Annotated in this window: 22 protein-coding genes; 15 read left to right on the top strand and 7 right to left on the bottom strand. The window is 54.6% G+C overall.

Annotated elements, in window-relative coordinates:
- Positions 1–34 precede the first annotated feature (34 nt).
- The 5 genes from sucA to sdhC form a co-directional block, all read right to left on the bottom strand.
- Entirely contained in the window at positions 35–2842 is a 2808-nt protein-coding gene (sucA, locus tag ACB034_RS02005; RefSeq protein WP_042028891.1) for a 2-oxoglutarate dehydrogenase E1 component, read from the bottom strand.
- Between the two features lie 116 nt (positions 2843–2958).
- Positions 2959–3675, bottom strand: a complete 717-nt coding sequence (locus ACB034_RS02000; RefSeq protein WP_026456531.1) for a succinate dehydrogenase iron-sulfur subunit — start codon at positions 3673–3675, stop codon at positions 2959–2961.
- A gap of 17 nt (positions 3676–3692) precedes the next feature.
- Positions 3693–5459: a succinate dehydrogenase flavoprotein subunit gene (gene sdhA, locus ACB034_RS01995; RefSeq protein ID WP_201939878.1), complete on the bottom strand. Its 1767-nt coding sequence runs from the start codon at positions 5457–5459 to the stop codon at positions 3693–3695.
- 1 nt (position 5460) lies between these two features.
- Positions 5461–5805: a succinate dehydrogenase, hydrophobic membrane anchor protein gene (gene sdhD, locus ACB034_RS01990; RefSeq protein WP_026456529.1), complete on the bottom strand. Its 345-nt coding sequence runs from the start codon at positions 5803–5805 to the stop codon at positions 5461–5463.
- Positions 5799–6176 carry a succinate dehydrogenase cytochrome b556 subunit gene (gene sdhC / locus ACB034_RS01985; protein WP_197064530.1) on the bottom strand — a complete coding sequence of 126 codons (378 nt, stop codon included), beginning with the start codon at positions 6174–6176 and terminating at the stop codon, positions 5799–5801. Before sdhC ends, sdhD begins: the two co-directional genes overlap by 7 nt.
- Before the next feature lie 64 nt (positions 6177–6240).
- On the opposite strand from sdhC, the gene ACB034_RS01980 reads away from it, so the two are divergent.
- The 3 genes from ACB034_RS01980 to ACB034_RS01970 all read left to right on the top strand — a co-directional run bounded on the left by ACB034_RS01980 (position 6241) and on the right by ACB034_RS01970 (position 8315).
- Positions 6241–6456 (top strand): hypothetical protein, encoded by a 216-nt coding sequence (locus ACB034_RS01980; protein WP_124240398.1) that lies wholly within the window; start codon positions 6241–6243, stop codon positions 6454–6456.
- 153 nt (positions 6457–6609) lie between these two features.
- A complete protein-coding gene (locus tag ACB034_RS01975) occupies positions 6610–7896 on the top strand; it encodes a citrate synthase (RefSeq protein ID WP_026456527.1) in 1287 nt (428 codons plus the stop codon).
- A 92-nt stretch (positions 7897–7988) separates the two neighbouring features.
- Positions 7989–8315 (top strand): DUF4377 domain-containing protein, encoded by a 327-nt coding sequence (locus ACB034_RS01970; protein ID WP_371171948.1) that lies wholly within the window; start codon positions 7989–7991, stop codon positions 8313–8315.
- Between the two features lie 93 nt (positions 8316–8408).
- Here the strand turns inward: ACB034_RS01970 and ACB034_RS01965 are convergent, their stop codons facing one another.
- A complete protein-coding gene (locus ACB034_RS01965; protein ID WP_371171947.1) occupies positions 8409–8882 on the bottom strand; it encodes a GNAT family N-acetyltransferase in 474 nt (157 codons plus the stop codon).
- Between the two features lie 100 nt (positions 8883–8982).
- Positions 8983–9828, bottom strand: coding sequence for a DUF5718 family protein (locus ACB034_RS01960; protein ID WP_371171946.1), 846 nt, complete (start codon positions 9826–9828; stop codon positions 8983–8985).
- A gap of 351 nt (positions 9829–10179) precedes the next feature.
- Here ACB034_RS01960 and cyaB point away from each other — a divergent pair, with 351 nt between their 5' ends.
- The 12 genes from cyaB to ACB034_RS01900 all read left to right on the top strand — a co-directional run bounded on the left by cyaB (position 10180) and on the right by ACB034_RS01900 (position 22571).
- Positions 10180–10752, top strand: a complete 573-nt coding sequence (cyaB, locus tag ACB034_RS01955; RefSeq protein ID WP_371171945.1) for a class IV adenylate cyclase — start codon at positions 10180–10182, stop codon at positions 10750–10752.
- Positions 10749–11141: an NUDIX domain-containing protein gene (locus tag ACB034_RS01950; RefSeq protein ID WP_371171944.1), complete on the top strand. Its 393-nt coding sequence runs from the start codon at positions 10749–10751 to the stop codon at positions 11139–11141. The genes cyaB and ACB034_RS01950 overlap by 4 nt, the downstream gene beginning before the upstream one ends.
- A gap of 160 nt (positions 11142–11301) precedes the next feature.
- Positions 11302–11808: an N-acetyltransferase family protein gene (locus ACB034_RS01945; RefSeq protein WP_371171942.1), complete on the top strand. Its 507-nt coding sequence runs from the start codon at positions 11302–11304 to the stop codon at positions 11806–11808.
- Between the two features lie 44 nt (positions 11809–11852).
- Positions 11853–12029 (top strand): hypothetical protein, encoded by a 177-nt coding sequence (locus tag ACB034_RS01940; protein ID WP_342018289.1) that lies wholly within the window; start codon positions 11853–11855, stop codon positions 12027–12029.
- 38 nt (positions 12030–12067) lie between these two features.
- Positions 12068–13042, top strand: a complete 975-nt coding sequence (locus ACB034_RS01935; RefSeq protein WP_371171941.1) for a LacI family DNA-binding transcriptional regulator — start codon at positions 12068–12070, stop codon at positions 13040–13042.
- Between the two features lie 432 nt (positions 13043–13474).
- Entirely contained in the window at positions 13475–14725 is a 1251-nt protein-coding gene (locus ACB034_RS01930; RefSeq protein ID WP_371171940.1) for an extracellular solute-binding protein, read from the top strand.
- Complete coding sequence (locus tag ACB034_RS01925) at positions 14722–15825, top strand: carbohydrate ABC transporter permease (RefSeq protein WP_371171939.1); 1104 nt, start codon at positions 14722–14724, stop codon at positions 15823–15825. The genes ACB034_RS01930 and ACB034_RS01925 overlap by 4 nt, the downstream gene beginning before the upstream one ends.
- Entirely contained in the window at positions 15818–17233 is a 1416-nt protein-coding gene (locus ACB034_RS01920) for a carbohydrate ABC transporter permease (RefSeq protein ID WP_371171938.1), read from the top strand. The genes ACB034_RS01925 and ACB034_RS01920 overlap by 8 nt, the downstream gene beginning before the upstream one ends.
- A gap of 17 nt (positions 17234–17250) precedes the next feature.
- Positions 17251–19581, top strand: coding sequence for a glycoside hydrolase family 65 protein (locus ACB034_RS01915; protein ID WP_371171937.1), 2331 nt, complete (start codon positions 17251–17253; stop codon positions 19579–19581).
- On the top strand, positions 19574–20236 hold the full coding sequence (pgmB, locus tag ACB034_RS01910) for a beta-phosphoglucomutase (RefSeq protein ID WP_371171936.1): 663 nt from the start codon (positions 19574–19576) through the stop codon (positions 20234–20236). Before ACB034_RS01915 ends, pgmB begins: the two co-directional genes overlap by 8 nt.
- Before the next feature lie 40 nt (positions 20237–20276).
- Positions 20277–21407, top strand: a complete 1131-nt coding sequence (locus ACB034_RS01905) for an ABC transporter ATP-binding protein (RefSeq protein ID WP_371171935.1) — start codon at positions 20277–20279, stop codon at positions 21405–21407.
- Positions 21408–21563: 156 nt separating this feature from the next.
- Entirely contained in the window at positions 21564–22571 is a 1008-nt protein-coding gene (locus ACB034_RS01900) for an OmpG porin family protein (protein WP_371171934.1), read from the top strand.
- The last annotated feature ends 35 nt before the right edge of the window (positions 22572–22606 follow it).

The following is a 22606-nucleotide window of genomic DNA, read 5'->3' as shown; positions in this document are numbered from 1 at the left end:
ATCAGTTCCTTTTTACTTCTATGCCAGAGGCTTATTACAGGGTAAGGGCATCTTCCACCAAGGCTTTCTGCTGCTTGGCGTGGACGGACATGTAACCGACGGCGGGTGAGGCCGAGGCCGGACGACCGGCATAACGCAGACGGGCATGGCTTGGCAGCACGCTGTCGTAGTGATGACGGGTGCAGTACCAGGCGCCCTGGTTCTGCGGCTCTTCCTGACACCAGACAAAATCGGTGACATGGCTGTAGTCGGCCAGGATGGCGCGCACTTCCTCTTCCGGGAAGGGGTAGAGCTGCTCAATGCGCACCAGGGCCACGTCCTGCTGCTCCGCCTTGCGACGGGCATCGAGCAGGTCGTAGTAAACCTTGCCGGAGCAGAACACCACGCGCTTGACCCCTTTCGGATCCAGCGCATCGATCTCGCCGATGGCGTTCTGGAAGGTGCCTTCGGCCAGCTCTTCGAGCTTGCTCACCGCCAGCGGGTGGCGCAGCAGGGATTTGGGCGTCATCACGATGAGCGGACGGCGCATCGGGCGCACCACCTGGCGGCGCAGCATGTGGAACACCTGAGCCGGGGTAGACGGCACGCACACCTGCATGTTGTGCTGGGCACACATCTGCAGATAGCGCTCGAGACGGGCGGAGGAGTGCTCCGGGCCCTGGCCCTCGTAACCGTGGGGCAGCAGCATGGTCAGACCGCACATCCGGCCCCACTTCTGCTCGCCGGAGGAGAGGAACTGGTCGACCACGACCTGGGCGCAGTTGGCGAAGTCGCCGAACTGGGCTTCCCAGATGGTGAGACCGGCCGGCTCGGCGCTGGCGTAGCCATATTCAAACGCCAGTACCGCGTTTTCGGTCAGTACGGAGTCGTAAATCTCGAACGGCCCCTGCTCGTCGTGCAGATTGCACAGCGGAGTGTAGGTGCTGGCATCGGTCTGGTTGTGCAGCACGGCGTGGCGGTGGAAGAAGGTGCCACGGCCGGAGTCTTCCCCGGTGAAGCGGATGCGGGAGCCCTTGTCCACCAGGGTGGCGTAGGCCAGGGTCTCGGCAAAGCCCCAGTCAAGCAGCTTCTCGCCGGCGGCCATCAGGCGACGGTCTTCGTAAATTTTCTCGACCTGGCGCTGCAGCACATGGGTCGCCGGATACTGGCTCACCCGCTCGCCGAGGGCCTTCAAGTGATCCATCGGCACTGTGCTGTCATAGGGCATATTCCAGTCGTGACCGAGGTAGGGCGTCCAGTCGACGGAGTGCAGCTCCATCGGGCGCCACTCCTTGCTCACCCGCTCGCCCCGATCCAGGGTGTCGCGGTAGTCGTTGACCAGGGTAGTGGCCAGCTCCTGGGTGATGCTCCCTTCCGCCACCAGCTGATCGGCGTAGATCTTGCGCGGGGTCGGATGCTGCTTGATCTTCTGGTACATCAAGGGCTGGGTCGCGCTCGGCTCGTCGGCCTCGTTGTGGCCGTGACGACGGTAGCAGACCAGCTCGATCACCACGTCGCGCTTGAAGGTGTTGCGATAATCCAGGGCAATCTGGGTCACCAGCACCACGGCTTCCGGATCGTCCCCGTTGACGTGCAGTACGGGGGCCTGAACGGCCTTGGCGATGTCGGTGCAATATTCGGTGGAGCGCAGATCGCGGTGATAGGAGGTGGTGAAGCCTACCTGGTTGTTGATAACGATGCGCACTGTCCCGCCCACGCCATAGGCACGGGTCTGGGACATGTTGAAGGTCTCGGCCACCACGCCCTGACCGGCCATGGCGGAGTCACCGTGGATGGTGATGGGCAGCACGGTCGAGCCGTCTTTGTCACCACGGCGATCCATACGAGCACGCACGGAGCCGATGACCACGGGGTTGACGATCTCGAGGTGAGACGGGTTGAAGGCGAGCGCCAGGTGGACGTTGCCGCCCGGGGTAGCGAAGTCGGACGAGAAGCCCATGTGGTACTTCACGTCCCCGGTGCCCCAGGATTCACCGTGCTTGCCGGCAAACTCGTCGAACAGTTCCTGGGCACGTTTGCCCAGCACGTTGATGAGTACGTTCAGGCGACCACGGTGGGCCATACCGATGACGGCCTCTTTGCAGCCCTGCTCACCGGCGCGGCGGATCAATTCTTTGAGCATGGGCACCATGGCATCGCCCCCTTCCAGGGAGAAACGCTTGGCACCGGGGAACTTGGCCCCCAGGTATTTTTCCAGCCCTTCGGCGGCGGTCAGACTCTCGAGGAAGCGGGTCTTCTCTTCGAGGGTGTAGCTCCCCGTCCCTTCGATGGATTCGAGACGCTGTTGCAGCCAGCGTTTCTCTTCGGTCGAGGTGAGGTGCATGTAGTCGGCACCTATGCTGCCGCAGTAAGTCTTCTTCAGCGAGGCGTAGAGATCGGAGAGCACCATGGTCTCGGGACCGATGGCGTAGGAGCCCACGTTGAAGGTGGCCTCCATGTCTGCGCCCTGCAGGTTGTGGAAGGCCGGATCCAGTTCGGCAACGGGCTCGCGCTGCCACAGACCCAGGGGGTCGAGGTTGGCGTTCTGGTGGCCGCGGAAACGGAAGGCGTTGATCAGTTGCAGCACCCGCACCTGCTTCGCATCCACTTGGGGATCGGAGACGGGGGCACTGAAACGGGAAGCGTCCTTGGCCAGACGACGGAAATAATCGCGGACCTGGGAGTGGGGTTGTTCAACCGCATGGCCATTGACTTGCGGCAGGTCCTGGAACAGGCTGCGCCACTCATCGGATACGGATTCGGGGTTTTCCAGGAAGGATTCGTACAAATCCTCAATATAGCTTGCATTCGCACCAGCCAGGTGAGATGACTCCAACCAGGCCTTCATCACGCCGTTATGCATTTCTATCCCTTGTACTTCTTGTTACTGCGCAGCAGCTTGTAGGGTTTAAATAGCCATCCCTTACACGGTCAGGATGGCTATCCAGAAGTCGGGCCAGTGCTTGGCTGGCCCGGATACTAAACAGCCCGATTGAGCAACATCGACTTGATCTGACCGATGGCCTTGGTCGGATTCAAGCCTTTGGGACAGACGTTCACGCAGTTCATGATGCCGTGGCAGCGGAACACGCTGAAGGCGTCGTCCAGATTACCCAGTCGCTCGGTGGTCGCGGTGTCGCGGCTGTCTGCCAGCCAGCGGTAGGCTGCAAGCAACCCGGCCGGACCGATGAACTTGTCGGGATTCCACCAGAAGGAGGGGCAAGAGGTGGAGCAGCAGGCACAGAGTATGCACTCGTACAGGCCGTCCAGCTTGGCGCGCTCTTCGGGGGATTGCAGGTGCTCACGCACGGGCGGCAACTTGTCATCGTTGATGAGGAAGGGTTTGACCTTCTCCCACTGGGTGTAGAACTGGGTCATGTCGATCACCAGATCACGGATCACCGGCAGGCCGGGCAAGGGGCGGATGACCACCGTATTGCCCTTCTTCAGCAGATCGGAGAGCGGGGTGATGCAGGCAAGACCGTTCTTGCCATTCATGTTGATGCCATCAGATCCACAGACCCCTTCGCGGCAGGAGCGGCGGAAGGCGAGCGTGGGATCCAGCTCCTTGAGCTGGATCAGTGCATCGAGCACCATCATGTCGGAACCTTCAGGAATATCAAGACGATATTCCTTCATATGGGGGACGTTATCAACATCCGGATTGTATCTGTAGACAGAGAAAGTGACGTTCATCTTGTTTGGCTCCGCAATCAGTAAGTCCGCACCTTGGGTGGGAATGCCTCACGGGTTTTCGGAGACATGTTGACAGCGCGACGGGTCATGGACTCGGTGTCCGGATGATAGAGGCTGTGGCACAGCCAGTTCTCATCGTCGCGATCCGGGAAGTCGAAGCGGCAGTGGGCGCCACGGCTCTCGGTACGGAAGTTGGCCGCCACCGCGGTGGCAAACGCCGTCTCCATCAGGTTGTCCAGCTCCAGGCACTCGATGCGCTGGGTGTTGAACTCCTTGGAGGTGTCGTCCAGACGGGCTGACTTGAGGCGCTCGCGGATCACTTTCAGCTCGGCAAGGCCTTCGGCCATCGCCTCCCCTTCGCGGAACACGGAGAAGTTGTTCTGCATGCAGCGCTGCAGGTCTTTGCGGATCTGTACCGGATCTTCGCCGCTGCGGGTATTTTCCCAGCGGTTGAAGCGAGCCAGGGCGGCGTCGAGATCAGACTCGGACGCCTCGCGACCGTGCTCCATCTCGCCCAGGGTGTTGACCAGGTGCATGCCGGCGGCGCGACCAAACACCACCAGATCCAGCAATGAGTTGCCGCCCAGACGGTTGGCACCGTGTACGGAGACGCAGGCGATTTCGCCCACCGCAAACAGACCGACCACTGGCACATCGTTGCCGTTCTTGTCCTGGGTCAGGCACTGGCCATTCACGTTGGTCGGCACGCCGCCCATCATGTAGTGACAGGTCGGGATGATGGGGATCGGCTCCTTGACCGGATCCACGTGGGCGAAGGTGCGGGAGAGCTCGCAGATGCCCGGCAGACGGGATTCGAGCACGTCCTTGCCCAGGTGATCCAGCTTGAGCTTGATGTGCGGGCCCCAGGGACCGTCACAGCCACGGCCTTCGCGGATCTCGATCATGATGGAACGGGCCACCACGTCGCGACCGGCCAGATCCTTGGCGTTCGGTGCATAACGCTCCATGAAGCGCTCGCCGTCCTTGTTCAGCAGATAGCCGCCTTCACCACGGCACCCTTCGGTCACCAGTACCCCTGCCCCGGCGATGCCGGTGGGGTGGAACTGCCACATCTCCATGTCCTGCACGCCGACTCCGGCACGCAGGGCCATGCCGACGCCGTCACCGGTATTGATATGGGCGTTGGTGGTGGACTGGTAGATGCGACCGGCGCCGCCGGTGGCCAGCACGGTGGCCTTGGCCTTGAAGTAGACGACCTCGCCGCTCTCCATGTCGATGGCGGTACAACCCACCACGTGGCCGTCCTGGTTCTTCACCAGATCCAGCGCATACCACTCGGAGAAGACGGTGGTCTTGTTCTTGACGTTTTGCTGGTACAGGGTGTGCAGCAGGGCGTGGCCGGTACGGTCGGCAGCCGCCGCGGTACGGGCGGCCTGCTCGCCCCCGAAATTCTTGGACTGACCACCAAACGGACGCTGGTAGACGCGGCCGTTGTCGAAGCGGGAGAAGGGCAGACCCATGTTCTCCAGCTCATAGATGGCTTCCGGGCCGGTCTTGCACATGTATTCGATCGCTTCCTGGTCACCGATATAGTCGGAGCCCTTGACGGTGTCATACATGTGCCACTGCCAGTTGTCGTCATGGGCATTGCCCAGAGCGACCGTGATCCCGCCCTGGGCGGAAACGGTGTGGGAACGGGTCGGGAAAACCTTGGATAACAGAGCGCAGCTCTTGCCGGATTGGGCAATCTGCAGCGCGGCGCGCATGCCGGCACCACCGGCACCAATCACGACCGCATCAAATTCACGAGTTGGAATAGTCACCTTACACACCCCACAGCACGACGAAACCCGTCATCAGATAGACAAACAGCACCACCACCAGCACGAATTGCAGCGCACCGCGCAGCCCCACTGGCTTGATATAGTCAGTCAGCACCTGCCACAGACCGATCCAGGCATGGATCAGCACACACAGCAGGGTCAACAGGGTGAAAACCTTGGTGAAGGTGTTGGCGAAAAAGCCGGTCCACACCTCGTAGGTAATGTCATTGAAGGCGACAAAGCCCACCAGGTAGAGGACATAACAGGTCATGATGAGGGCGGTGGCGCGGATCAGGATGTAATCGTGAACGCCGCTGCGCCCGAAGGTTGCAGAATTGGTTACCATACCAGTACTCCCGCCAATAGTGCCAAAACCGCGGTGATCACGAAGGCCACACGGGCGCTCTGATTGCCGGATTCCAGCTCTTCCCAATAGCCCATATCCATGACCAGGTGACGCAGGCCGCCCACTATGTGGTATGCCAGCGCAGTCAGGATCCCCCACAGCACGAGCTTGACCAGGAAGTTGTCCGTGATGGCAACCACTGTTTCAAACCCTTCGGGAGAGGCGAGTGAAGTACCAAGCATCCACAGCAAGATGCCCAGTGCAACAAAGGTGATAACCCCTGATACACGGTGCAGGATGGATGCAATGGCAGTGACAGGAAAGCTGATCGTCTGTAGGTCGAGGTTGACCGGTCTCTGTTTATTTTTCACGCTTGCCCACTCAGCTCCATTGAGCACGTTAGTTATTGTTTTAACTCACTCCTGAGGGCACGGGATGGTGATTGTTGGTTATTTGTTACCAAAACACTCTGAAAAAGCCAAAAATCGTGTTTTCGGTTTCACATCAGGCTTTGCCAAAGCGTTTCAAACACCAGCAGCCATGACCCACGTGGCGCAGTATATCGATGGGCTTAACCGAAGACAATCAAATAGCTACAAAGAAAACCAAAAGCGCAAACCGGATCGCATATTTAATTTAACAATTCCGTAATGGCCATTCAGCTAAATTGACATTGATAGGGAACTCTGTTTCAAATAAGGCGCTCCAGCCGGCCTTGGTACGGGTGACAACCTTTGCCAGCGTCATGAAAGTCGTAATAGAGTAGGACTGGAACCAAATTATAAAGAGCAAAGGAGACGTGCTATGGCTGATAAGATAGCCACCCTACACCTGCCCGGAAAAGATCCGGTCGAATTGCCGATCCTCTCCGGCACAGTCGGTCCGGATGTGATTGATGTCAGAAAATTGGGTGCTCAAGGGTATTTCACCTTTGACCCCGGCTTTATGGCTACCGGTTCTTGCAAATCTGCCATTACCTACATTGACGGGGATCAGGGTGTCTTGCTGCACCGTGGTTTCCCCATTGCCCAGTTGGCCAAAGAGTCCAACTACCTCGAAGTCTGCTACATACTGCTGTACGGCGAAGCGCCCACCAAGGCCCAGTTCGCCGACTTCCAGCGTACCGTGACCCGCCATACCATGGTGCACGAGCAGATCGCCTTCTTCTTCCGCGGCTTCCGTCGTGACTCCCACCCCATGGCCATCATGTGCGGTGTGGTCGGCGCCCTGTCCTCCTTCTATCACGATGCCCTCGACATCAACAACGAGCAGCACCGCGAGATCTGCGCCTTCCGTCTGCTCTCCAAGATGCCGACTCTGGCCGCCATGTGCTACAAGTACTCCATCGGCCAGCCGTTCATGCAGCCGCGCAATGCCCTCTCCTACGCCGGCAACTTCCTGCACATGATGTTTGGTGTGCCAACCGAGGAGTACAAGGTCAACCCCGTGGTCGAGCGCGCCATGGATCGCATCTTCACCCTGCACGCTGATCACGAGCAGAACGCCTCTACCTCTACCGTTCGTCTGGCTGGTTCCTCCGGTGCCAACCCGTTTGCTTGTATCGCGGCCGGTATCGCCTCCCTGTGGGGTCCGGCGCACGGTGGCGCCAACGAGGCCTGCCTGCGCATGCTGGAAGAGATCGGAACTGTGGATCGCATCCCCGAGTTCATTGGCCGCGCCAAAGACAAGAACGATCCGTTCCGTCTGATGGGCTTCGGTCACCGGGTCTACAAGAACCACGACCCCCGTGCCACCGTGATGCGCGAGACCTGCCACGAAGTACTGACCGAGCTGCAGATCAAGGATCCGCTGCTGGACGTGGCCATGGAGCTGGAACGCATCGCGCTGTCCGACCCCTACTTCATCGAGAAGAAGCTCTACCCGAACGTGGACTTCTACTCCGGCATCATCATGAAGGCGATCGGCATCCCGATGAGCATGTTCACCGTGATCTTCGCCATCTCCCGTACCATCGGCTGGATTGCCCACTGGAACGAGATGCACTCGGATGATGATCAGAAGATCGGTCGCCCGCGTCAGCTCTATACCGGTCATCCGCAGCGGGAATTCGTCCCCATCGACCAGCGTTAAGGCGCCCGTCGACACGGCTTGTTACAAAGGCGGTCATTGACCGCCTTTTTGTTTGCCGTTCTAATGCCCCTTTCGATTTGAAGGAGTCCGTCATGAAACCCCTGTTCCTCGGTGCCACTGCCGCCCTGTTGCTCTCTGCCTGCCAGAGCGCCCCAGCTCCCTCCCGGGGCGAGACACTCTACGTCAACAGCCAGCTGGTGCACTGTGTCGGGGTCGGCCCGATGAAGTGCATGCAGGTGCGCAGCGACGAGCAACAACCCTGGACCCTCTCCTATCAGCAAATTGAAGGATTCCAGTTCGAGCCGGGCTATCGCTACCAGCTCACCGTCAGCAAGGAGCGGCTCACCAATGTGCCGGCCGATGCCCCTTCCCTGCGCTATCAGCTGATCGAGGTGGTCAGCAAGGTAGCCAGCAAATAAGGATTGCCGGCAACGCTGGCGACCATCCGTGTAAAAAACGGGGAGGGTATCAAACCCCTCCCCGTTTTTGTCTCCAAAACCTGTCAGCAAGCCTTACCCGGGCAATGCGCCTTGTTTCTCCACATCCGCCTGTTTGATGACAAATCCCCGCTCGATCCCGGCCTTGAAGCCGAGCTTCTCGTAGAGCCGGTGAGCGCCTTCTCGCCCCTCCCCCGACAGCAGCATCACCTTGTAGCAATCCTGCTCCCAGGCGATGGCCAGCGCCTGTTCAAGTACCCGCTGGCTCAGGCCATGGCGGCGAAAGCGGGCCGCCGTGATCACATGCTCTATGATGCCAAACGGCCTGGCCCCATTGGTCAGCGTCGGAACCATCCCCAGCTGGCAAGTGGCGGCCAGCTCCCCGTCCACCTCGGCCACGATGAGCCGTACCCGGGGATCTGCCAACAGCGCCTCAAGAGCCGTGCGTGCCCCTTCGCCACTCAGGGGAGGATCGTGGGGACGCAGCTCCCGATAGAGATCCAGCAAGCCTGCCAGATCGTCCGTGGTACAGCCTCTGATGTTCACCATGCTCCAGCTCCTTTCCGATAAGCGACAGGCCATGTCAGACAGCGCCCGTCATGCCCGCGCAAGCGTAACAGGGGAGAGCACCAACAAGGTGTCGCCCGGATCAGCGGCTCCTGACTGCCTGCAGCAATACCGACATGTCGGGGGCAAACTGGCGGGTGCGGATCGCGTCACGAATATCGCCCTCGCCGTAACGGCTGCCCGGATAGACCAGTACGCAGGCGGTGTCGCCGGGCTGAAGGAAGTGGGTCTCGCCAAACGGCGTATAGCGGGTGGCTCCTATGCTGATGAGCGCATGGGACGGGCGGCCCGCCTGAGCCAGTAGCCCCTGGATATGCTCGGCCGGCCCCTCATCCTGCTGATGATTGAACTTGTCGATGGCCCACTCCAGCAACCGGCCGTGGAAATAGCTGTAATCCACCGCCGCGCTGTCGACGCCATAAGCGTGCAGCTCGCCGTCCCGCTCCAGATAGCAGGCGATGCGGTAGTCATCGAGCTCGCAGCCGGCAGCAAAGCCGGAAAGGGGCAGCAGCCTGGCCGCCAGCCCCTTGCTCTCTGCTCCCCAGTTCTTCTTCTCGCTGATCTTTTTGGCGTTGGGGCGACGAATGGAGCAGTCGTTGTAGGCCCCAAAGGCACGGGGATGGATCGCCACCACCTGATCTCCGGCGTACTCCAGCTCGCACCAGAGCGCCACTTCGGGCTCGATCTGCACCTTCTCGTCACCGGTGATCGCCGCCTGTGGCAGGAAGATGGCATCGCCGCTCAAGGGGAAGACCCCCAGCTGACCCGGATGGCCCGGCACATAGAAGGGGAACAGCGCCTTGGGTGCGCTGGTGTCGCGCACCACCACGGCCACGAAATCCGAGGCCTCACCAGCCTGCTCCAGGTGACCGGCGAAGTTGCCCGCCACCCCCAATCCGATAAAGTTGTTCTGTGCTGTTATCTGCATTCTTTCACCTGCATATGTCAACGCCGCACCACCGCCACACTCGGGTCGGCTACCGCCAAAGTGGCAGGGATTAAACCACAGGGCTCCGCCTGCGCCCAGCCTGCCGGCCCCATCCTGTGCGCCAGCGCGACTTTTTACGCCCGCATCCACTCCTTTGCCAAGAGATGCGCCTGCAGTGGCTCTCCAGCGCGCCATCCCCTTTCATTGACAAAACTCCGGATACTCTCATCGAAACAGGCTCCGTCACCGGAAACAGAGTGTTTCTGTATTCCATTCGCCAACCCCTTGGGCCGGTCGGCCAACTTTGCTAGGCTGCCTGTCATTCATGTTCAAATCGGCAGGAACCCCTTGATGTCACAGGCACATTTTCAGGGCCGCTTTGAAGTCGAGTTCAAGTACCGACTGGCAGATAGCGACGCCTTTCGCGCGGCGCTGGCGGCCCTCACCCCGCAGGTGATGGTGGAAGATAACCGGGAGCGGGACAGCTATTTCGATACGCCAGAGCACACCCTGGCCGCACAGGGCAAGTGCCTGGTGATCCGTACCATGCAGCCCTCCGGCATCCGCCTCTGGATAGTGAAAGGGCCCGAGCCGGATCGCTGCGAGGCGGTCAACATCACCGACACCGACAAGGCCGTCAGCATGTTGCATACCCTGGGCTACCGGCAGGTGTTGAACATTGAAAAACGGCGCAGCATCTATTTTGTCGGCCCCTTCCACGTCACCCAGGATCATCTGGAAGGACTCGGCGACTTCGCCGAGCTGGCCATCATGACCGATGACGAGACCGCACTGCCCGAATATCGCCAGCAGCTGCAGGCGCTGGCGACACAACTCGGCCTCTCCCCTGCCCAGCTGGAACACAGCTCCTATCGCACATTGTGCGAACAAGTCACCACTCAACCGGAGAACACATTGCCATGATCGACAAACTCGCCTGGTTGACCTTTAAGGAGGGTCAGCTGCTTTGCGCCCGTTCCCACGGCAAATCCATCTACTACATCCCGGGCGGCAAGCGCGAACCGGGAGAGAGCGATGAAGCGGCGCTTGTTCGCGAAATTGAAGAGGAGCTGGCCGTCACCCTGCAACCGGACACATTGCGCTTTGCCAGCGAGTTCAGTGCCCAGGCCGACGACAAGCCGGTCGGGGTGGAAGTCAGGCTGCGCTGCTACACGGGAGAGGCCAAGGGCACCCCCACGGCATCGGCCGAAATCGCCGAGCTGCGCTGGCTCGACAGCCGCCACCTCGATGAGGTCTCCCCCGTCTCCCGCCTGCTGTTTTCCTGGCTGGCCGAGCAACATTTGATCCGCTGACAGCGTTTTACCGCGCACCAACACCCGAGAATGGGCGACGCGACACAGACCCGGAAAATAGCACTTGGGCATGGCACCGATGGCTGATACCAAACGGCGCCTGTCATGGATATGACCCGACGCGAGCCTGCAGGCTTGCCCCTTTTGACAAGGACGTGACATGATTATCGTTGAACTGGACAGCACGACAGGATCTGCCCCAGCCCTCATCACTTTGCTGCAAAATTGCGTGGCCAGCGGCGCCTCGGTGGGATTCCTGCCTCCCCTGAGCGAGGCGCAGGGAGACGCCTATTGGCAAGGGGTCGAGGAGGAGCTGGCGGCAGGCAAGCGCAAGTTGTGGGTTGCCCTTGAGGAAGGCCAGCCGGTCGGCGCCATCCAGCTGGCGCTTTGCAGCAAGGAGAACGGCCGGCACAGGGCCGAGGTGGAAAAGCTGATGGTGCACACCCATGCCCGTGGCAAGGGCATCGGCCGCGCCCTGATGCACACCATGGAACAAGGCGCCCGCGAGGCCAAGCGCAGTCTGCTGGTGCTCGATACCCGGGTCGGGGATGTGGCATCCCGCCTCTATCGCCAACTGGGCTACCAGGAGGTGGGCCAGATCCCGGACTTTGCCCTCAGTGCCGACGGCAGCCTGGCGGCTACCCTCTTTTTCTACAAGTCTCTCTGATCTTCCCTGCCGATATGGCAAATGTCCCTACCGGTGAAGGGCATTTGCCATTGGATATCCCCCACTTTATCGGCCTGATGGCGCCAATGGCGCTGTATCTCAATAGGGAACAAAAAGATGGCTTTCCCTGCAAATATTCAGAAAAGCCTGGGGATGTGCAGATCGCCGCTCCGCAATTTGCCCGTCTGCCGTTGTTTACCATTGAAAATTTTTCGCTTTAAATGGCGCTCAAGTAAACCTTTCTGATGAGGGGGGAACGTTGGCCAAACATAGCGATGACGTGAAGCCGAAAAAAACCACATTGCATGATGTGGCCAAGGTGGCTGGCGTATCGATCGCAACCATCAGTCGGGCACTGAACAACAAACCCGGGATCAGCGCAGAAAACCGCCAGAAGGTACTGGCGGTATGCCGGGAGCTGGGATTGCACCCGCCGAGAAAAAAGGCGCCAACCAATATCCCCTTGATGAGCATTGCACTCTCGCTTGGTCCCCATGAGGCCAAGTCCTCTCGCTATCTGGGAATGCTCTGGCCGGCACTTGCCACTGCCATCGATCACCTCAAATACCGTCTGGTACCAATCAGCTTTGAGGGGGAAGACCTTCCCGAAGTGGATGTGGTGGTCTTACTCGGTATCACCCCTTGTGACCCTCGCATCTCGGCTTGCCGCCGACATCACCAGCCTTACGTCTGCATCGGCATGTCAGAAGGCTCATTTTGGGTGGCCCCCGATGACTTTCATGGCAGTCGCGCCGCCACTTCGCACCTCATAGGCAAAGGTCTCACGCACATTGGCTTTGTCACACCGACAACCTGTGGTGGCGGCTATCAACTCCGATATCAGGGCTACCTCTCCGTGATGGCCGGCCATGAATTGCCGATCCGCGAGTTGTGTACTGGCGCACTCCCTGTCGTGGACATCGCGGCCTATCGCCACTTCATGCAACTGCCAACCGCACAATTGGAAACATATCAGGGGTTTGTCTGTGTCTGCGATGAGACTGCGATCGGCGTGCTCACCGCCTTGCAAGATCGCGGGTATGAGGTGCCAAAGCAGTTTGCCGTGGTTGGTTATGATGGTTTACCTGGACTGGCTGACGAACTGACGACCATTGAGCAGGATATGACCAAACTGGCTGAGCGGACGGCGGCACTCATCGATTTGGCCATTGCAGGAGAACCGCCGGTTGGCGCCCTGGTATCCGTCACCTTCAAACAGGGACAAACCAGCTAGTCACCAGGCTGAGCCCAGCGCGTCCCCCGGCTCTGATCTCTACTGCATCTGAAGCAAGCTGGCTTCACGCCATTCACCTTGCTCATCCAATCCGTTGCAGATACGGATCACTGGAGCCATCCCGTCCTCTTCCTACCGACTTATTACCGGCTTGCCGCCATATTTCTCTGGATGGCCGAGTGAACTCTCACTCACCAGCAAGACTGCCATGCATAACCTCATCGGCAGGGATGAAAACGGCATGAATCGCATTTTAGAGTGATTGGCGTCGCATATTTTTGCGTAAAAAAACGAAAATAAATTTTATGGGATCCTGACAAGGTAAAAGCCATCTCCCTACTGGCATCGTTGACGTAATAAAAGGAGATTTTTACGTCATGACCTGTTTCTCGACTATGTTTCTCCATTTCTCAACTCAGGGAGGCGGTGAGAATGAACAAGTCAACGTTGGGGTTGCTGTTACTATCATGCTGGACCGCCTTGCCAATAGCGGCAAATACCACGGAGGTGACCATTGCCGGATGGGGTGGTAACGATGTCGTGGTTGTCAACAAATTAGTCAGTGAAGTCATGGTCGATGAACTCAAACGCGCAGGTATCACGGTCAAATATCTGCCTATTGAAGGCGACTTCTCTCAGTATATTATCAACTCACTATCGGCCAATACGGCACCGGATGCATTTTATATTGATACGGTATTTGCCACGCCACTGATCAATTCTGGCAAGGTCGCTGCAATCGGCCCCTCACTCAAAATACTGTCCGAGTCTATTATTCCAAACTTGAACCAGGCCTTCAGCGCAGGGAAACTGTACGGTATCGCCAAAGACTTCAACACCCTTGCCTTGCTATACAACAAAGATGTCTTTGATGATGCCAAAGTAGCCTATCCCACGGATGACGATAATTGGGATCAGTTACGTGAAAAATTACTTGCCGTCCAGGCCGCACTAGGAACAGAAGTATCAGGCATCTGTATTATTCCTGATTACAACCGCTTCGCCCCTTTTGCCCTGGCAACAGGTTGGAAACCTTTCAATGAAAACGGCAAAACCATTCTGGATGCCAATTTCGAACGGGCCTTTACGTTTTATACTGGTTTGGTAACCGAAGATAAGGTTGGCATTTTATCAACCGACCTGGGGCAAATCTGGAGCGGTGGCTGTTTCGCTACTGAAAAAACGGCCATTACCTTTGAAGGCAACTGGATCAGTGGTTATCTCCGTGACAATGCGAACAACCTCCTCTATGGCACCACCCTGATGCCAAAAGACCCGGTCTCAGGTCAGCGTGGCAATCTGCTCTTTAGCGTCGCCTGGGGGCTCAATGCCAACAGCAAAAACATGGCGGCAACTGAAAAAGCGGTGCAAATCCTGACCAGTAAAAAGGCCCAGGAGTGGGTCCTGGATTCAGGTCTGGCCCTACCAAGCCGTCAAGATTTGGCCAACTCGCCTTATTTCTCCAAAACCGACCCATCCAATCAACTCGCCAAAAAAATCTTTGATGGTGCCAGTCGCGGTTATATAGAGCCTTACGCCTTCGATGAGTATGGTTTGGCGTGGTCAACACCCATCAATGAAGCGCTGACGGCCGTGCTGTTGGGTCCGATGGAGCCAGCGCAGGCGATTAAAATCGCCCAACAAAAATACGATACGATGGCCGAAAAAAGGAGCATGAAGTGAATTCGCTCAAACGGAATCAACAGATCTATGGATGGCTTCTGATAGGACCTTTCTTGCTGACACTGGTCATTTTCTTTTTATACGCGCTCATTCGCACTCTCTATTTCAGTTTCACCGAATATGACTTATTCAATGAAGCGGTCTTGGTTGGACTTGCCAACTTCAAAAATCTATTGAGTGATAATCTGTTTTTAACCGCGCTATCAAATACAATCTGGTTTTCATTATTTGTTACTGTTGTACAAACAGTGCTTGCATTGTCTCTTGCCATTTTGGTGAACAACAAGGTTCATGGACAAAGATTTTTCAAGGTCGCCTTCTATTTACCCTGCGTATTATCAAGCGCGGCTGTCACCATTATCTTCATCTGGATATATCAAAAGAAAGGTTTTCTCAACGGACTTATCAGTGACATCTTCAGCTATGCCCCATACATAGTGACCTTCCTCCTTTGTGCGATCATTATTCAGTTGATGCTGGTAATGCGTGATCGCAGATGTGGCTTACCCGCCGGTATATGTGAACCTGCGTGGGCTTTTTTAGCCTGCCTCATTGCGGCTATGGTTACATTAACTCTCGCTGGCTTTGGCCTCATTAGTGAAACAAAACAGATTATTGAAATAAATTGGCTGAACACTCATGAAAAAATCGGACCAATGCCGCTGACCTTGTGGGCGATTGTCATCCAAAATATCTACACGACTATCCCCACTTTCATGTTGCTATTTCTTGCCGGGCTGCAAGGCATTCCTGACGAATTATATGAAGCAGCCTATATCGATGGTGCCAATAGATTTCAACAGCACTGGTACATCACGATTCCACAAATAGCACCTGTGACTTTCGTGGTCATCACCTTCAGTATCATCGGTACCTTGCAGATGTTTGATCAAGTAGCACTGATGGGTACCTCTGCCCCCATTGCCCCCCTCGAATCGCGGATCACCATGGCCTATTACGTCTATCACAATACCTTTCCGCCAGGGGAGACACCGCAAATCGGCATGGCCAGCGCTGCTGCCACGGTATTGGCGCTGCTGACACTGGTCGTGGTCTATTTGCAAAAGACCTTCGGTGTAAAGGAGAAGGTAAATGCCTGATTGGGATATGGCACAAAACAACGACAGAATCGATGCCGCCAACAGGGCGCAGATTGCCCAATTTCATGCCCGACGTCGTTGGGCCAAGGTCGCTTGGGTCTATGGGATCCTGTTGATGGTCGCGACCTTGATGTTGGGAACCTTCGTGGTGGCCTTCCTCGCCAGCCTCAAAGATGATTCGCTGGAGCAGCCATTTCACTTCAACTTTGCCCAAGTCCAGCCCGCTAACTGGATGGCCGCTTATCAATTGGGAAGAGATGGGGCCCAGGCACCCTTCTTTGGTGGCTTTGCTCCTGGCGCCGACATCAAGTTCACCGTGACCTATGCCGCCAAAATCGGGACACCGTTAACGGAACCTCAAATCGAAGTACCACGCCGCCGCCCTGGCGCCGGCATGGCTGCCGTGACCGCCAAAGATTTTGCCGCCGACTATGCCATCGTCAGTTCGCCACAACTGATAGACACCCAACGCCGAGTCAAATTTATCCAGCGCCGAGGCCAAATAGAGACCAGTACAGAGGGCAATAGCAAGACTTGGGCGTTTACTATCAAATATCGGGGTCATGGTCCCGAGATAGCTACCCTCCCCCTGAATATCAGAGCCCCAGTTTCTCAGGTGTTGATCGACAGCACCCTGGCTCCGAGCCGCATGGAACGTCGCGGGCGGATCGCGGTCTGGGATAATGTGGCTCCCGGCGTGATTGGCTATGTATTTCGCTCTTATGTGCGGGTCATCACTGAATCTGTGAGCCTTGATACCGGCAAGAGCCTGTTTATGAGCTGGACCCTCAACTCATTCCTGATTGCGTTCGGGAAAGTGCTGTTGACCCTGTTTTTTGCCTGCACTGCGGGTTATGCCCTGGCACGTCTCAAATTCACCGGGGCGCGTGCCATATTCGCCTTCATGCTATTGAGCACCATGCTCCCTGGGCAGGTTACTTTCATTTCCAACTACTTGATTTACAACAATATAGGCTTGCTCAACACCCCATGGGCTGTCATCACGGCAGTGGTGGCATCTGTGCAGGTGCTGATAATGAAACAGTTTTTTGAAAGTATTCCAAAAGAGCTTGAAGAGGCCGCAATTATTGATGGTGCGAGTCCCTTTATTATCTTGTGGAAAATTTTTATCCCGCTCGCAAAACCAGCCATATTGGCCGTCACCATTTTAGGATTCCAAGGGGCATGGAATGATTTCTTCTGGCCCCTGGTCGTGATTAACAGTCCGCCAGAAGCCTTTACCCTTCCCGTTGGCTTGCTCAGCCTGCGCAACTCCTATGGTGCAGTGGGTGATTGGGAATCCATTCTTGCGGGAGCATTCCTCTCAACTATTCCCATATTGGTCGTATTTATCATTTTTCAGCGTCACTTCGTCGGCAACGCAATGTCTTCCGCAGTAAAAGGCTAGGATGAGGATTCTCCATCATGTTCATGCGCTACGATGCCGGGCAAGCAGAACTGAAAAATTGGGTTATTGAAGAGACACAGTTCAAGCCCGCTTATCAGGGGAAATGCGAAGTGGTCATGAGCCAGGGTAATGGCTATATGAGCGCACGCAGTGCCACAGAAGAAAAGTATGTCGGCCAGACGCGCAATTTCTTTGTTGCAGGCACCTTCAACAAGTTTGACCAAGCAGAAGTTACCGAACTGCCAAATGCCGCCGATATGAGTGCCATCGAAATATTTATCGATGGTGAGCGCTTTCATCTTGAACAAGGCAAGGTTGCTAATTACTCCCGACGCCTCAATGTAAAAAACGGTGAACTCATTCGTGACTTTACCTGGACCAGCCCGGGCAATAAGCGCTTTCACCTGTGCTTTCGTCGCTTTATCTCCATGGCGGATCTGCATCTGATGGCATTCTCCGTGCACATTGGGGCCATCGATAGCGACGCCGAGGTGGAAATCCATTCAGGGATTGATGCCCAGCTCACCAACTCGGGGGCACAACACTTCCACGAAGGCGAAAAGCGCTTCCATGACAAACGCTATGTCGAACTGCTGCAACGCACCACCGAAAGCGGCATCGACTTTGTATTTGTCACTACCCATCGCTATGAACTCAACGGTCGCGAGCTTGAGCTGACTCCAACACTCGTCATGGCACGCCGCAAGGTGTGGACCGGCATCAGATGCGAGTTAAAGGCGGGTGACACCTTTGGCCTCGACAAGCTGGGGGTCGTGCATACATCCCGTGACAAGGAGTTCGATACGCCAGGTTATAAGCTGCAAGCCCTGCGCGATCACACCTTGGCCCATCTCAAAACGTGCGCGAAACAGCGCTTCGATGTCCTGCTCGAGACCAGTGCGAACGAATGGGCAAAACGCTGGAACAACATGGATATCACCATTGTCGGACCTGATGTTGACCAACTGGCGATACGTTTTGCCCTGTATCAGCTAAACATCTTCTGCCCGATGCATGACACCCGTTTCAGCATAGGGGCCAAGGGACTCTCTGGTGAGGGATACAAGGGGCACACTTTCTGGGATACAGAAGTGTTTATGCTGCCATTTTTCACCTACACCATGCCCGACGTTGCCCGTGGTCTACTGACGTATCGCTACCGAACGCTGCCTGAGGGGCGTAAAAAAGCCCGCGCCAATGGCTATCTGGGCGTGCAGTTCCCGTGGGAATCAGCCCTGACGGGTGAGGAGGTCACCCCTATATGGGGGGCGGTAGACATAATAACGGGTCAATCCACCAAAATATGGTCGGAATTTATTGAACAACATATCACCTGTGATATCGCCAATGCCGTGTGGCAATATTACCAGCTCTCCGGCGATCAGCTATTCATGGATGAGATGGGTTATGAAATTATATTCGATACAGCTACTTTCTGGTGCAGCCGCCTCGACTGGCTAGAAGATCGCAATATGTGGGGCATCTGTAACGTCATCGGGCCGGATGAGTACAAAGAGCATGTTGATAATAATGCTTTTACCAATTATATGGCGGCAGAGAATATCCGATTGGCAATCCGCTGCTACGATACACTGTCAATGGATAACCCGGTGCTGCTGGCCAAGCTCAATGCCAATCTGACTTTCGACCCTACTCTTTGGCGAAAACGAGTCGATAATATCTATCTTCCCCAACCACGAATGGAAGACAAGGTCATTGCGCAAGATGATACCTACCTGCAAAAAGCGATCATCGATCTGACCAAATACAAGCAACAGCCATTTGTCGGAGGCCTTTTTCAGGACTATAACCTGGATCAAGTGAACCAGATCCAAGTTTCCAAGCAGGCCGACATCATGATGCTGTTTTTCCTGCAGGGATCCATGTTTGACCTGGAAACCAAATTGGCCAACTGGAATTATTATGAACCAAAGACCCTGCATGACTCTTCCCTGAGTCTCTCAACCCATTGCGTACTGGCTGCCGACATGGGTCACACAGAATACGCCTACCAACTGTTTCGCCAGGCGGCCACCATTGATCTTGGCCAAAACATGAAAAGTTCCGATCACGGTATTCATGCTGCTTCCATGGGGGGAACCTGGCAATGCGTAGTACTCGGCTTTGGCGGAGTCCGTTTTCTGGATGACAAGTTGTGCATCAAACCAAATTTACCCAGAGAGTGGCAAAAAATTAACTTCCCGCTGTTTTATAAAGGTCAACGTTTGGAAATAAGCGTGGATCATAAAACTGTCTCTATTCACCGCCAACCCGGCAATTCCCTCTCCATTGAAATAGCCGGTCAAGACCGCACTATTGACAGCACTGAGGTAATATTCCATGTGTAAGGCATTTATTTTTGATCTGGATGGCGTTATCACCGATACGGCTGAATTGCACTTTCAAGCTTGGTTGCGTATGGCAAATGAAGAGGGTTATTACTTCGATCGCAAGATCAATGAGCAACTGCGGGGCGTTTCTCGCCGGACATCGCTATCCATTATTCTGGCTGGTACCAAACTCTCTGAAATACAGACGACCGTGTTGATGGCTCGCAAGAATAAATATTACCTGGAGCAATTGGAAAGTCTTTCTGAAAAAGACATTTTACCAGGTATTCGTTCGTTATTGCTGGAACTAAACGCACGAGGAATTAAAGTCGCAGTGGCTTCCGCGAGCAAGAATGCGCGCTACGTTCTATATCAGTTGGACCTCATTCCGCTATTCGATGCTATTTGTGACGGTTGGTCTGTAGTTCGCAGCAAACCAGAGCCAGACATTTTTATTTATGCGGCTGGACAATTGAGAGTCAATACCTGTGATTGCATTGTTATGGAAGATGCCGAGGCTGGTATTCATGCAGCCAGAGCTGCCGGTATGCAGGTTGTGGGGATAGGTCCGAGAGCGCGAGTTGGCCAGGCCGACTGGCATTTTAATGACACGGCAACATTTGACCTTACCACTGTGCTCGAAAACGCGGAGCCAAATATGATGCCGGGATAATTCAACCGTTCATGCAGTCGATAACCATAAGGATAAAGATATGGCCAAGCTGGAACTAAGCAATATCAATAAGATTTATCCTGACGGCACCCATGTCATCAAGGATGCAAATCTGACTATCGAAGAGGGTCAATTCACGGTATTTGTTGGTCCTTCCGGCTGTGGCAAATCAACCATGCTACGCATGATTGCCGGGCTGGAGGAGATAAGTTCCGGACATATGAGCCTTGATGGAGCAACAATCAATGATCTGTCACCCACTGCTCGTGGCATTGGCATGGTATTCCAATCCTATGCGCTCTACCCTCACATGACAGTTTATGAAAATATTGCCTTTGGTCTAAGAATGGCAAAGAGCAGCCGTGAGCAGATTCAAACCCGAGTCAAGCGTGTTGCCGATATGCTGGAGCTCAGCAGTTTGCTCAAACAGCGGCCCAGCCAATTATCGGGTGGACAACGTCAGCGAGTTGCCATTGGTCGGGCAATTGCCCGGGACCCCAGACTCTTTTTATTAGATGAGCCTTTGTCCAATCTTGATGCATCACTGCGAGTACGGATGCGGCGACAGTTGTCCGAATATCATAAAAAACTGAACTCAACCATTATTTATGTTACCCACGACCAAGTCGAGGCGATGACACTGGCAGATAGAATAGTGGTACTGAATGAAGGAGTGATTGAGCAAGTCGGCTCACCATTGGATATCTACTATTTCCCACAGACGTTATTTGTGGCTGGGTTTATCGGCTCACCAAAAATGAATTTATTGCCCGCAACTCTCAAAGCGACCCGACCCGGTAAAGCTAGCGTTGTGGTAGGTAATCATTCATTCGACGTTGATGTAGACCTTGGATTATCCACTGCTACTACAGGGGCCATGATGACATTGGGAATTCGCCCGGAGGATATTCATATTGATGATCACGGAGTGACTACCATAATTGAAGGTATAGAGCGACTGGGAACAGAGTCACTGATTTATACCCGCTTGGAAAGGAGTGGTCATAAACTGCTGATCCGTGTGCCTGGTACCGTTCAACATTCAGTCAATCAGAACCTGAAAATTCAAATCTCTGCAGAAAAATGTCATTTATTCAATAATAAAGGTATCGCATTTAAAAGATGCCTGAGCATGACACAGCCGATCACGCCGGGGGCGAGTATGAGTTGATTCTTGGTTATTCAGTTATCCTCCAGATTAAATAACATGGCATAACCTATTATTACAGGCCACGTTGTTGTTACCACAACTTGCATATTGACACACCAATAAAATTAATACTTAAAAAACGTCGTTCAGGCTAGTTTGATACTCAGGAGCAAATCGATGAATTATTTCGCTTATGCTATTTTTGGCATTACTGGCTTACTATTTTATAACCAAGCGATAGCGGGTGCTGATAAAACTATACGAGATAACAAATTAAAAGCTCAAATAGAAGCGCTCAAACGTGAATACTCCATTGCCGAGTTAATGTCTGCCTTGGGAGAAAAACCAGAATCCGATTCCAGCTTCCACGGTTCGCTTGGCTCCAACGTTGAGGTGGAACATATAGAGCGAGAGGATGGCGTTACCGAAGGAAAAGTCAAAATAACGTTAGCCCAAGGTAATTTCCGTCATGATGATCTGCCTGGTTGGGATGTAGGATTTTATTCTGGCCGAGAAGAGTTATATAGTGATCCCCTAACACATGCAGATTATAACCGTGGTGTTAATTCTATTAATGAAATTTACGCTAATCGTGCTTATAACACTGATGATGGATATTATGGCTGGGGAGTGAAATTAGCACAAGAGAGTCTGGATAAACGAACAATGCCAGAGGTTAAAATTTTCGGTGGTTATAACATTAGTGACAATCTTACTTTTAATGGTTATGGACTTTATCAAATTCAGTATAAGCGAAATACTGGTGACTTTTCTTACTGGGAAATTGAACCAGGCCTTGCCTATAAACTATCAGAGCGCAGTGGCATATGGCTTAATTTTCGCTATCAAGAGGGATTATGGTCACCAAAGGCTGGTGACCAGGAACAGGAAAATGAAACAGAGTGGTTTATTAAACCAGGTGTATTTTATAACTGGGGGGAATTGAGCGCTTCATTATGGGGAGAGTTTGGTGAATTTAAAAAGGACAATAATACAAACGGTAATAAAATATGGCGTGAAAAATATGCCAAGTATAGTTTATCAACTAATCTAAAGTTAAATAGAAATTGGAGCTTATTTGGTGAATTTAGCTACAAGAATATCTCTTTTGATAATTATGGTGACAACCGACGTTTCGGTGGTTATATCCCGTTGTTGATCATGGGGGTCAATTACAACTTCTAAATTCAAGCTGGCAGCCGCACAAATTGACTGATTGA

Origin of the sequence: Aeromonas sp. S18(2024) (genome assembly GCF_041402525.1) — a bacterium.
Lineage (GTDB): Bacteria > Pseudomonadota > Gammaproteobacteria > Enterobacterales > Aeromonadaceae > Aeromonas > Aeromonas enteropelogenes.
This window is presented reverse-complemented; position numbering and strand designations above follow the sequence as displayed.

Bases quoted from the DNA above. Each gene is read 5' to 3' on its own strand.
- sucA (WP_042028891.1), bottom strand. From the start codon at position 2,842: ATGCATAACGGCGTGATGAAGGCCTGGTTGGAGTCATCTCACCTGGCT.
- ACB034_RS02000 (WP_026456531.1), bottom strand. From the start codon at position 3,675: ATGAACGTCACTTTCTCTGTCTACAGATACAATCCGGATGTTGATAAC.
- sdhD (WP_026456529.1), bottom strand. From the start codon at position 5,805: ATGGTAACCAATTCTGCAACCTTCGGGCGCAGCGGCGTTCACGATTAC.
- ACB034_RS01980 (WP_124240398.1), top strand. From the start codon at position 6,241: ATGGTGATTGTTGGTTATTTGTTACCAAAACACTCTGAAAAAGCCAAA.
- ACB034_RS01975 (WP_026456527.1), top strand. From the start codon at position 6,610: ATGGCTGATAAGATAGCCACCCTACACCTGCCCGGAAAAGATCCGGTC.
- ACB034_RS01970 (WP_371171948.1), top strand. From the start codon at position 7,989: ATGAAACCCCTGTTCCTCGGTGCCACTGCCGCCCTGTTGCTCTCTGCC.
- ACB034_RS01965 (WP_371171947.1), bottom strand. From the start codon at position 8,882: ATGGTGAACATCAGAGGCTGTACCACGGACGATCTGGCAGGCTTGCTG.
- ACB034_RS01960 (WP_371171946.1), bottom strand. From the start codon at position 9,828: ATGCAGATAACAGCACAGAACAACTTTATCGGATTGGGGGTGGCGGGC.
- cyaB (WP_371171945.1), top strand. From the start codon at position 10,180: ATGTCACAGGCACATTTTCAGGGCCGCTTTGAAGTCGAGTTCAAGTAC.
- ACB034_RS01950 (WP_371171944.1), top strand. From the start codon at position 10,749: ATGATCGACAAACTCGCCTGGTTGACCTTTAAGGAGGGTCAGCTGCTT.
- ACB034_RS01945 (WP_371171942.1), top strand. From the start codon at position 11,302: ATGATTATCGTTGAACTGGACAGCACGACAGGATCTGCCCCAGCCCTC.
- ACB034_RS01930 (WP_371171940.1), top strand. From the start codon at position 13,475: ATGAACAAGTCAACGTTGGGGTTGCTGTTACTATCATGCTGGACCGCC.
- ACB034_RS01920 (WP_371171938.1), top strand. From the start codon at position 15,818: ATGCCTGATTGGGATATGGCACAAAACAACGACAGAATCGATGCCGCC.
- ACB034_RS01915 (WP_371171937.1), top strand. From the start codon at position 17,251: ATGTTCATGCGCTACGATGCCGGGCAAGCAGAACTGAAAAATTGGGTT.
- pgmB (WP_371171936.1), top strand. From the start codon at position 19,574: ATGTGTAAGGCATTTATTTTTGATCTGGATGGCGTTATCACCGATACG.
- ACB034_RS01905 (WP_371171935.1), top strand. From the start codon at position 20,277: ATGGCCAAGCTGGAACTAAGCAATATCAATAAGATTTATCCTGACGGC.
- ACB034_RS01900 (WP_371171934.1), top strand. From the start codon at position 21,564: ATGAATTATTTCGCTTATGCTATTTTTGGCATTACTGGCTTACTATTT.